Origin of the sequence: Algoriphagus mannitolivorans DSM 15301 (genome assembly GCF_000429425.1) — a bacterium.
GTDB lineage: Bacteria > Bacteroidota > Bacteroidia > Cytophagales > Cyclobacteriaceae > Algoriphagus > Algoriphagus mannitolivorans.
On sequence record NZ_KE386902.1, the window covers coordinates 83,769 to 95,973 of the forward strand.

Below are 12,205 nucleotides of genomic sequence, written 5' to 3' on the forward strand. Positions count from 1 at the left end.
GGCTCAGAAAAGCAAGGTTTAAATTGGGTTTGGGGATGGTTTAATCTCATCCACATTACTCAGGCTTGGATATTTCTCTGACTGAGAACAATCTGAAATACCGTTTGATCAAAAAATCAGTGGACAAGGGAGAGTGATAAAAAACAAGGGGGAAGATCTTAATGATTCTTCCCCCTTGTTTTTATTGCTTGATTATTCGGAAGGATTCTGATTTTCCATTCCAGGATAGGCTGACGACATAGACTCCAGCCGCTTTGGGTTGGAGGTAAGTACCGATATTCTTGCTTAATCTGTTCAGGTCAGAGTCAGCAAAGAACTGGGTTTGTCCAGTGGAGGTAGTGATCATCGCATTGACCTCTCCTACAAGAACTTCTTCACTGGAAATCATTTCGATCTGGAAGTTCTTGCCATCCGTAGGATTGGGATAGACTACCCATGCGGTGGCTCCTTTGATAGGTTCAACCTGAATTGCCCTAGTGACACTGTAGGAGAATTTGCCGCTATGATCCACTTGCTTCAAGCGGTAGAATATATTTCCTCCTGCTGCCGGAAGGGTCTTATCCGAGAAGGAATAAGAGACCGGTGCATCTGAGTATCCAGATCCAGCCACTTGACCTACTTTAGTCCAACCTTTTATTCCATTGACAGAGCGTTCGATTTCAAAGTGGGAATTATCCCACTCCTTGGCAGTGGTCCAGGTAAGATCTCCGGATCTTTTGGAGGAATTATAGCTTGCCTCAAATTTTTGGAATTCGACTTCTAGGATTCGGACGTTTAGGAAAGATACATAGACGACTCCCGAGCCACCTTTACCACCACGGGTAGTTCCTGCTCCCCCACCTGATCCAGTATAAATTAAACCAGGATTTCCTTGCCCACTCAAGTTTCCATTGCCTCCTATTATAGTTCCATTGACCGCTCCCCCTAAACCTGGAGAAGAGTTACCATTTTGATTATAACCTACACCACCGCCACCAGCACCGTAGCCGTAAGATAGACCTGAAAGAGAAAAGGATAATCCAGACCCTCCTGCACCTCCTTCAGTTGAACCAGAACCAGCGGCTTTTCCTAAACCTCCGACTGAACCTACTCCTCCGCCACCGCCTCCTGATCTTGCTGCTCCCGTACCACTACTAACTACAGAATTTCCACCATTCCGCCCTTGGCCAGATACTCCACTTCCACCTAGGCCTTGTGTTGTATTGCTATATGCTCCCCCACCACCAGAGGCTCCATTTGCCCCATTAATATTATTAAAAGAAGCTCCTCCTCCTCCTCCTTGGGCATTAATATTAATTGAAATGTTCCCATAAGGATCATTTATGGCCGAATTTACTGTGGTATTATTACCTGAAAAGCCTCTTTCATCGACATTAGTGGCACCGGGACCACCGTCACCTACAGTTATATTTAAGTTATTCCCACTTGGTATTCCGTATGGATTTGAAGATGAGATTGTTGTAGAAATAAATCCACCAGCACCACCGCCACCTGCAGTCCCACTGTTTCCACCACTCATTCCTCCTCCTCCGCCGCCTCCAACAGCATATACAGAAAAACCAACCAAACCTTCTGGGATTGGCCATAGATAATCACAAGTGAATCTAATTACAGTTGTCCCGGATTTTGCTCCGTCATCAATGATTTCAATGCAATCTTCTTTATTAGGATCAGGACAGGAATAAGAAATTATAATAGATCCATTTTGGGTATTACTTCCTCCTCCAGCTGCATAAGCCAAACCTGTAGTTTGAGGATTTGGTAAAGAAGAGTCTCGGGTTACATAAGAGTCTCGGGCACTTCCCGATCCTGCGCCTTGGCCAATGACCACGCCTAAAGGTTCGCCCGGGGTGACAGGAATAGTTCTTATGGTAGTTTGACCGGCTGCACCTGCCCCTCTTGCTTGGATGGTTATTTCGTAAATTCCCGCTGGTACAGTGAAGGTTCCATTAATGTCAAATGTGGCTCCACAAACACTAAAGAAGGCATAGTTTTTTGGATCATTTTGATTTAAGGGAATTGTACAAACATCGGTTACCTTTCTTATAGATTTTATAGAAATTTTATATACATCAACATTAATATCCGTCAAAGGTATTGTTGGAAATGAACCAGTTCCATTGGAGACGATGAAAGGCGCAGAAGTTGGTTGATCTGGTGGAGGTGTACCGTCATCTAGAATATACTCTACTACATATTGCCCATTTGGCAAACTTGAAGGATTACCCTTGATGATGACTGTGGCTGATCCTCCAGCAACTGTCGCAGAAACTGCCGACACTGAAGTCAACTCATAGGTAGGTGTAACATCAATTGTACCTGTTGCATTTTGTCCGTTAATACAATTTCCTATTAGAGAAATGCTGTAGCTATATAATCCTGGCGTAACTCCCGTGACATTTCCTGAAAATTCAATGTTTCCTGTGGAGGAATTAAACACGACATTGATTCCTGCTGGCAATCCGGTTGGGGTACCTATTCCCGTAACCCCTGTAGTTGGCTGAACAAAGGGCCTGATACTTGGGCTTGAAATACAAACACTAGGGAAATTTGCAGTGGGAAAAGGTTCCTGTCCAACTGCAGCTACTGGTAGACCAACAGTGGCATAAGGTTGTACTTGAGTAGTGGAGGTGGCAGTAGTAGTTGCCACGCAACCAGTAGAAGGTTCAGTGTATCTAACAGTGACTGTTTTTGATCCACCTGTCAGCCATTGTATGGTTGCAGTGGAATTTGTGCTTCCAAAACCCCCAGAGGTAATAATATAATCTGTGCCTAATGTTCCGGGTACATTCCAGACATAATTAGATTTTCCTGATTGTGTTTCATAAGTAATCGACTGTTGTTCACAGACCTGAGTACTTGGTGAAGTCGTGAATGTAGGAATTGGAAGGGGATTTACTGTTAAAGTATTGGACGCAGGAGTGATGGAAGAACAATTATTAGAATTCGTATATCCGACAGTGACATTTTTTGAACCCGAAGTCAACCAAGTAAGCGTAACTGTATTGCTTGAGGGTCCAATTCCTCCAGAAGTTATAGTATAGTCTGTTCCCGCTACTCCAGGAACTGACCATATATAATTGGATTGGCCTGATTGAGTGGTATAAGTTACAGAAGAACCAGCGCAGATGGGAGCAGAAGGCGCAGCCGTAAAGGTCGGAATAGGAAGAGGATTTACAGTTAAGGAATTGGTCGCAGAGGTTACAGCTGTACATCCATTGGGGTCCGTGTAGCTTACAGAAATATTTTTAGTACCCGAAGTTAACCAAGTTACCGTTACAGAATTGCTTGAGGATCCAATTCCTCCAGAAGTGATGGTAAAATCTGTCCCGGCTGTTCCAAAGCCCGACCATACATAATTAGACTGTCCAGGTTGTGTGGTATAAGTTGCGGATTCTCCTACGCAAACTGGAGCTAAAGGCTCAGTCGTAAAGGTTGGTGTTGGAAGTGGGTTGACAACAAAAGCGCCGGAAGCAGAGGAAGTCTGGTCTGGTCCACAAGAACTGGATGCAACTACATAGTAATAATTTGTTCCTACAGCTGAGGACGGAGGAGTATAGGTTGAGCTAGTCGCTCCAGAGATTGGAGTACCTCCTGAGTTTGAATTTGTGGTATTGGTGTACCATTGGTATGAGACAGGTCCTGTACCTTTGGCAGTTATTGAAACAGGGGTAAAGCTACTACCAAAACAAATGGTTTGAGGGGCAAGATTTTGGCTTAAAATTTCAGTCGGTGCTGTAACTGTATAGGCTCCTGAAACAGCTGTTGGCACTGTGCCGCAATTACTTTTTCCTGTTGCATAATAATAAAGAGTTCCTACAACATTACTAGGAGGGGTAAAAGTGGAACTGGTTTCCCCTGGAATCAAGGTCCCCCCAGTATTTTGCGGTGAAGTATTACTATACCATTGATAAGTAATTGTGCCTTCTCCAGATGCCAATACATTTAGCTCTGCAAAGGAATCACCCTTACAAACAGTATAGCTATTTGAATCAGGATTAATATCGATTACAGTTTTAGGGGGGTTAACTCGATGAAATCCAGAAACAGTAGAAGTTTGTGAAGTACAATAGCCAGTTACAACCACGTAATAGTATAAAATACTACCTATATCTGTTGAAGGAGGGGTAAACGAATTGGAGGTCGCTCCTGGGATAAGAGTTCCTCCTGAATTGGTTTGGGTCGTATTAGAATACCATTGATAGGTCAAATCAGCCCCATTAGCAACTACGGTAAGAGGGTCGAACCCATCCCCAAAGCATTCCACATCGTTAGCGGTGCTTGGTTGTGTTGTAATACTTGTAATTGGTTCAACTGTAGCTTGGGAAAAGTTTGAAGTAGCTATTGGGCTACAACCACTTGTGACCTCTACATAATAATATTTGGTTCCTATGGTTCCTGATGGTGGAGTAAAAGAATTTGAATTGGTGCCAACAGGTATTGCTCCAGTCTTGGTTGGCGAATCATTACTGAACCATTGGTAGGATAAGGTCCCAACCCCTGTGGCGGTTACAGATAAAGTTGTAAATGAAGCGCCATCGCAAATCCTTTGGTCGGACATGTTTTGTGCAGTAATAGCAGTTGCCGGATTAACAATTATAGTACCGGTGGCAGCTAAAGCTAAACATCCCCCTGTTGTAGGAATGGAATAATTAAATGTTCCGGATTGGGTGGGAGTCCCTGAAATAGTAATTACCCCAGCCGACCAGCTAGCCGATAATCCCATGGGTAGGCCATTGGCTCCTGAAATACCAGCATTACTTATACCTGAAGATCCAGTTGTGGTATGAGTAATGTTTGTCAGAGGAGTATTGATACAAAGGGTCGGAGAAGAAGAGGCAGAAGAAACAGTATTGTTTGGTGTAACGGTGATGGTGCCGGTTGCATTGACAGCAGGGGTATTACACCCACCCGTTAAAGGGATTGAATAGTTAAATGTACCAGATACCGTTGGAGTCCCTGAAATTGTAATCGTATTACCCGACCAGTTTGCAGTAACTCCCGCTGGGAGCCCGGTTGCAGCTCCGATTCCTGTTGCTCCGGTGGTAGTGTGGGTAATATTTGTTAAAGGAGTATTGATACAAAGTGTAGGGGTAGAAGAAGGTGCTGAAGCTGTATTGTTAGGAGCCACAGTAATTGTACCTATGGCATTTATTGCGCCACAACCACCAGTTAAAGGAATGGAATAATTGAAAGTTCCTGAAACCGTTGGAGTTCCTGAAATGGTAATGGTATTGGCTGACCAAGTGGCGCTCATTCCAGTAGGAAGACCATTAGCACCAGAAACTCCAGAATTGGAAATTCCAGTTGCTCCGGTAGTGGTGTGGGTAATATTTGTTCCAAGGGTGGTATTAATACAAAGTGTAGGTGTGCTTGATGGGACTGAAGCAGTATTATTTGGATTTACTGTGATTGTTCCTGTTGCGTTAATCGCCCCACATCCTCCTGTAAGGAGGATTGAATAGTTGTAAGTTCCTGCAGTGGTTGGAGTTCCTGAAATAGTTATGGTGTTTGAAGCCCAGCTAGCAGAAACCCCGGGAGGTAATCCATTTGCTCCGCTTACTCCATTATTGGCAATTCCAGTGGCTCCCGTTGTGGTATGGGTAATTGGTGATAAAGCAGTATTAATACAACGTGTTTGATTTGGCGCACTTGAAGTTACGGTATTGTTAGGTATAACTGTTACAGACCCGGTTCTGGTTAGAGTAATCGGGACAGAGGAAAAATAACTAGGGGTAACTGTAATCGTATAAGTTCCACTTGCTGTGGGGGTTCCAGAAATTGTAATCGTTTCAGTGGAAGAATTGTAATCGGAAGTTAATCCAGCGGGTAGGCCAGTAATGGAAACTGTAGAGCTACTCGGTAAAATAGGGACAGTGTAAGTGGTAGTCGTTATTGGAGTGGTAACACATACCGATTGATTATCTGTTCCTGTTGCAGAAGTCAACCTAATGTAAGAAATTCTAATTTGACCATTTCCACCTAATCCTCCTGGTTGTACAGGTTGACTTGCACCTTGCCTTTTTGCTCCACCGCCACCCCCTCCTGGTGACGCTCCATCTCCCCCTGGACCAGGACTTGTTGCACCATTTCCACCATTTCCACCTCCTAAAGGGGCAGAAGCTCCAGTTGAAGTCGTAGTAGCTCCAGTGTAATTTCCGTTTCCGTTAATTCCAGCTGATGATCCTCCTCCTCCTCCATCACTACCGTTTTTATTTGCTCCTCTTCCACCACTTCTTGTAAAATCACCAAATCCTTCACTGGCTAACCCTCCAGCCGCACCAGTTGTTCCGTCATCTTGTACAGACTTTCCTCCTCGTGCCATTAATGTAGTATTGTTTACAAACCAAGTAGAATCTGCATCTGGTTTATTTAATGAAGTTGCTCCAAAACCTACATAATAATTAATGACTTGTCCTGGAGTTACCGTGAAGGTACTTCTCGAGTAGGCTCCCCCACCTCCTCCAGCCGCTGCATCATTCCCCGAAGATCTTGATCCTCCTTTTCCTCCTGCGCCCCAAACTTCCACTGTAATTGAAGTTACTCCTGCAGGGACTGTGAATTGACGTACACCTGGATTTGTAATATCTGGAGTATAGATTATGGTCTGCCCATACGCATCCCATCCGATAAAAATCAGTGCAAGAAAAAGTGTAAGATGGAGTAATTTTCCTCTCATGCGCAGAATTTGGTCCTCGAAATGCTTTTTAAACAGTCAAAAACGCAGTTTAAATTTAATCATTAATAACCGTAACAAGAATTATTCCTGAGTTTTTTGCTTCTTTCTTCCAAACTTTATAAGCTTATTATCAATTGTTTAAGTCTATTTTTTATCTGAATCGAGTAAACTTATTTAATGTTTTGCCTTTTTACCGATAATAATACCTCATATTTTATTGACACTTTTTTGAATTATATATACAATATTCTCCATTCGATAAAATAATATTTCTTTATTTATGGTAAAAACAGTCTAAGTTATAAAAATATCGACAAATACAAAATTTTATTCTTTTCCTAAGAAGTAATTAGGAGCCTAGTTGTATTTTTCTCAAAGGGATTGATTTACATTTTGGCTATCAGAAGAACCGACCAAGCTGACCAGTTTAGCCTAAAAAAGATTTATAATAAAATCAAAAGAAATACGGAAGTGATAAAAATAGAGGCCAATGTCCTATTTGAACTTAATGGAGAAGCATTGGAATTAATTTCGAATCAGCTTTATGCTTTGATTTTGATTTCCCCAGGTAATTTGAACAAAAAACAGACCCCTTCGAGTACCATCAAAATAGCGATTCAAACTTGAGTTTACTTTTTCAGGATTGTCAGCAGTGAAAGAATAATCTCGGCCTGTAGAATCACTTATCTTAACCTGTATTGGTTCATCGGCATACCTTCCTACTTCCAATAAATCCAAGGTCAAGGATTGGTTGGAGGAGCTAGGGTTAGGAAAGGCGATCCATGCCTCCGCTCCGGGCAATGACTCTACCTTCACGGCTTTGGTGTCCGAATACGAGAACTTTCCATCGAAATCCACTTGCTTGATTCTATAAAACAGGGTTCCTCCTGAAGCTGGAAGTTGAAGATCATCAAAGGAATAATTGGAAATCGCATCTGAAAATCCCTTACTCTGCACTTTTCCTATAGTTTTCCATTCAGCAATAGAATTCAATGCTCTTTCTATTTCAAAATGAGAGCTTTCCCATTCCTGGGCAGTGGACCAATTAATTTGGGTTAATCTTTGGTTTGCCTGATAATTCAGCTCAAAATTTAAAAACTCCACAGGAAGTATTCTAAAATTTTGAAATGAGATAATCACGATTCCAGATCCTCCTCTTCCACCTTCTGTGCTCCCAGCGCCACCTCCTGAGCCGGTATTGATTACGCCGGAAAATCCAGGTCCTGAAACATTTGCCCTGCCTCCGATATTGGAAGATCCCCCATTCCCGGGATTGTTTTGACCTGATCCTCCAGTGGCCGTTCCACCACCACCTGCTCCAAAAAATCTGGTTGAAGAAATATTGGCAAGATTTACTCCGTTCCCTCCATTTCCTCCATTGGATTGTCCAATACCTCCGCCTGAACTTGTACCCTGGCTTCCCGCTGATCCAGCACCACCACCCCCCGCACCTTGGCGGGTAGAAGAGGATTGTCTTCCTTGGGCTCCACTATTTCCATTGCCTTGACCATTGTTATTGCCACCAGTTCCAGCGGATCCTTCAAAAGCACCACCACCGCCTGAACCGCCCGGTCTACCGGATCGATTTGCATTATTGAAGTTTGAGCCTCCGCCACCACCCCCAGCTGAGACAAAATTGTATGTTACTGCATTTCCTGAATAATTGATAAAACTCCCTGTGAAGGAAGAAGGCTCTCCATCTCCACCTTGGGAGTTGACTGCCCCGTACCCCCCGTTTCCCACTGTGATGTTGAAACTTGTTCCAGAGGGTAAACCATAGGTAACATTGGCAATAGGGTCTCGGTTAATATTCGATTGAGATTGCTGCAATACGCCTCCACCTCCGCCTCCGCCTGCCGCAGTTCCGACACCTCCGCCGCCGCCACCTCCGACCACTGCTACTTCAAATTCAGCCAAGCCTTCAGGGGCATTCCACGTTCCTGAACATAGATACTCTATAACTGTAAGCCCACTTCCTGTTGTCCCATAGTCCGTAATAATTGAACAGGAATCTTGGGTTGGACAGGTATAAGAAATGACCACTAGTCCATCACTTCCATTTCCTCCTAAACGGGTTCCTCCCTGTCTTCTAGCACCGCCGCCACCTCCTCCGGGAGTAGCGCCGGAATTTCCATCGCTGTTGTTACTGGTGCCTCCAGATCCCCCATTTCCTCCTCCAACAGGTGCTTCTCCGCCAGCTGAACCTACTCCAGATGCTCCGATTGAGGAAGTTCCTGCGGAAGAACCCCCGCCACCCCCATAGCTTCCTGAAAGGCCATTGGCTCCAGCACCTCCAGAGAAAGAGACAGTATTTGATCTTGAGGTCAGTTCAGATCCTGAAAGCGCGGCACCGCCAGAGGCACCATTTTGGTCATTGTCGGCTACTGAGTTTCCTCCTCTTGCAAATACCACTGAAGCAGATATGGGATCAGAAGAGTTTCTTGTGACATAGGTTGTTCCTCCTGGATCTGTGGATGTAGCGCCAACACCTACAAATATTCCCAAAGGTTCTCCGGGGCTTACAGAAATCGTCCTTCTTGAATAGGCTCCACCGCCTCCACCACCTCCAGAGCCAGTGCTCGTTCGGCTGCCTCCTTTTCCTCCTGCCCCCCAAGTTTCTATAGTAATTTCTGTTACGCCTGCTGGGACATAAAATGTTCCATTGCTGGTAAAACTTGTTCCACAAGATGGACAAGTGATACTCGGACTACTGGAGGAGACAATTGCATTTCCTGTGATGGAGGTGTTGTTCGGCGTTTTGTTGACCACCAATCCAGTCTGAAGCCCCCCAGGTACAGTTTGGTTATTTCCGGTAACTACCCCGTTGTTTGTAAAGGTACCAGTTACGGACAAGGAATTGCATTGATAGGCATTTAGGGCACTTATTCTTCCTGAACTATTTACGGTCAGGTTGCCTGAAGAAGTGATACTTCCAGCAAGATTTATGGTTCCGAATATCGTTCGATTTCCAGTTATTGAAAGTTCAGAGTAGGTATTGATTGTTTTGTTTGAATTCAAATTGTTACTCAAGGTCATGGTGGAATAATTATTCACAGTCCAATTTCCATTGGGATCTGTCGAAAGGATGAATGTCCCATAATTATTCACGGTACTAAGACCTGAGAGACTTTGAAAAAGACTGGAATTAATCGAGGCACCCGAAGCAATGCAAAGGGTGATATTGGAAGAATTGTTGAAATTTAAATTACTCGTCCGAGCACCTGATAAACAAATTACAGAATTGGAAGTAATGGTTTGGCTAGGAGCCCCATTGCCGACGACAGTAATGCTACACGAAGAGCATTGGCCTCTGACAATTTGGCTAGAAAAAGCAAAAATTAGCATTAGTGCTCCAAAAAGAAGGAAAGGTAGCTTTCGCATTAATTTTAGGGTAATTCAGAATTCGATCGCAAAGATAATTTTTGATTCATGCTAAACTAAATTTAGCACTTTGAATTTCATGGTATAATGAAAGAAAATCTGGTTTAAGTTTTATTAAAATTCCTTTAATGCGCTATTACTTTATATCTTCTTATTAGAAGTATTTTTCTACTTAACCCGTAACAAAAAATAACCCCGCTTGTTGGGCGGGGCTATTGATTGTTGATAATATCTAGATTTTATCCATTCATACTGATCAAAAACTCGGCATTGTCTCGAGTTCCTTTCATTCTGTTGAGGAGGAATTCCATGGATTCTTGAGAATTCATGTCGCTCATCAATTTTCTGAGAATCCAAACTCGTTGCATTTCCTCTTTGTCCATCAACAGGTCTTCTCGTCTGGTTCCAGATCCCAAGACATCAATGGAAGGATAAATTCTTCGGTTGGCCAACTTTCTGTCCAAAGCCAATTCCATGTTACCGGTTCCTTTGAATTCTTCAAAGATTACCTCGTCCATTTTGGATCCTGTTTCTACCAAGGCTGTGGCAATGATGGTCAATGAACCCCCGTTTTCTACATTTCGGGCAGCTCCAAAGAATCGCTTGGGCTTGTGAAGTGCATTGGCATCCACACCACCGGAAAGGATTTTTCCTGAGCTAGGCACCACGGTATTGTGAGCTCTGGCTAATCGGGTAATGGAATCCAGCAAAATCACCACATCGTGGCCTACCTCTACCATCCGCTTGGCTTTTTCCAATACAATATTGGCAACTTTCACGTGTCTGTCTGCCTGCTCATCAAAGGTGGAGGAGATTACCTCTGCCTTGACCGAACGTGCCATGTCTGTCACTTCCTCAGGTCTCTCGTCGATCAAAAGAATCATCAGATGGACCTCTGGATGGTTTTGAGTGATGGCGTTTGCAATCTGCTGAAGAAGAACAGTCTTACCTGTTTTCGGCTGAGCTACGATCATTCCTCTTTGGCCTTTTCCGATAGGAGCGAACAGATCAAGGATTCGGGTGGAATAGCCATCCGGTCTGGTGGATAGATTCAGTCTTTCTTCAGGGAAAAGAGGAGTCAAATATTCAAAAGGAACTCGGTCTCTAATTTCGTCTGTGGTTTTTCCGTTGACGGTTCCGATTTTAAGGAGAGCAAAATATTTCTCGCCTTCTTTTGGCGGTCGGATGGATCCTTTGATATGATCTCCGGTCTTAAGTCCAAAAAGTTTGATTTGGCTTGGAGAGACATAAATGTCATCCGGAGATGCCAAATAATTGTAGTCCAAAGATCTTAGGAAGCCATAGCCTTCCTGCATGATCTCCAATACGCCTTCGTTTTCGATGACTCCGTCAAATTCTCTCGGAGAAACAAAAGGTTTCTTTCTTCCGGCATTGGAAACGGTCTCTGCTGCTGGAGCCAAGACTTCGTCTTGTGACTTGAAGTTTTTCCTTTTTGGAAGATCTACTTCCTGTTCTTGTTTTTGCGATGGTTTGGCCTCTTCCTCAGACTTTGCTTCAGCGGAAATTTGCTCGGAGACATTGCTGTCCACGTTTACTTCCTCGAAAACTCTTCGTCTTGGACGGAAAGTTTTTTGTTCTTCGGAAGTGTTTTCTGCTTCAGCTTTTGGAGCTGGAGCAGCTTCTTTTTTCTCCTGTTGTGGAGCTCTTTCCGGTTTGGCAGGTCTCGCAGGACGTTCAGTTTTCTCTTGTTTTTCCGGGCGTTCTGCCTTTGGAGTTTCTTTTTTCTCCTCAGGTTCAGTTGCTTCCTTTGGAAGTTCCGTCACGTTTTGTCTTTTGAATTTAGGCTTGTATTCAGCCTGATCATCTTGAGGTGCGGACTTTGGGGAAGGTGATTCGGAAGGTTTTTCGACTTCAGGGACCTGGGTTTCTGCCAGGGAAGGCTTTTTCTTGGGAAGGGCTTGCTCGGGGGTGATGGCCTGTTGGTCCAGAATTGCGTAGACGAGTTCGTCTTTCTTGAGAGATTTGAAGTTTTTTACTCCCAGCTCCTCAGCAATTTCCTTCAGTTCAGATAAAAGCCTGATTCTGAGTTCTTCTATGTTGTACATAAAAAGGGTATGAAATAAATAAAATCTTGATAGATGCGGTATTTGAGATCGTGGATGGTTTTCTGAGCAAAAAAGGTCT

3 protein-coding genes are annotated in these 12,205 nt (G+C 43.7%); all 3 read right to left on the reverse strand.

Going from position 1 to position 12,205, the window contains the following annotated elements; translation table 11 throughout:
• Window positions 1–181 precede the first annotated feature (181 nt).
• The 3 genes from G458_RS0117245 to rho all read right to left on the reverse strand — a co-directional run bounded on the left by G458_RS0117245 (window position 182) and on the right by rho (window position 12,126).
• On the reverse strand, window positions 182–6,679 hold the full coding sequence (locus G458_RS0117245; protein ID WP_026952997.1) for a glycine-rich domain-containing protein: 6,498 nt from the start codon (window positions 6,677–6,679) through the stop codon (window positions 182–184).
• A 525-nt stretch (window positions 6,680–7,204) separates the two neighbouring features.
• A complete protein-coding gene (locus G458_RS22035) occupies window positions 7,205–10,060 on the reverse strand; it encodes a glycine-rich domain-containing protein (protein ID WP_157359850.1) in 2,856 nt (951 codons plus the stop codon).
• Between the two features lie 239 nt (window positions 10,061–10,299).
• Window positions 10,300–12,126, reverse strand: coding sequence for a transcription termination factor Rho (gene rho, locus G458_RS0117260; protein ID WP_026953000.1), 1,827 nt, complete (start codon window positions 12,124–12,126; stop codon window positions 10,300–10,302).
• Window positions 12,127–12,205 lie beyond the last annotated feature (79 nt).

Bases quoted from the DNA above. Each gene is read 5' to 3' on its own strand.
- G458_RS0117245 (WP_026952997.1), bottom strand. From the start codon at position 6,679: ATGAGAGGAAAATTACTCCATCTTACACTTTTTCTTGCACTGATTTTT.
- G458_RS22035 (WP_157359850.1), bottom strand. From the start codon at position 10,060: ATGCGAAAGCTACCTTTCCTTCTTTTTGGAGCACTAATGCTAATTTTT.
- rho (WP_026953000.1), bottom strand. From the start codon at position 12,126: ATGTACAACATAGAAGAACTCAGAATCAGGCTTTTATCTGAACTGAAG.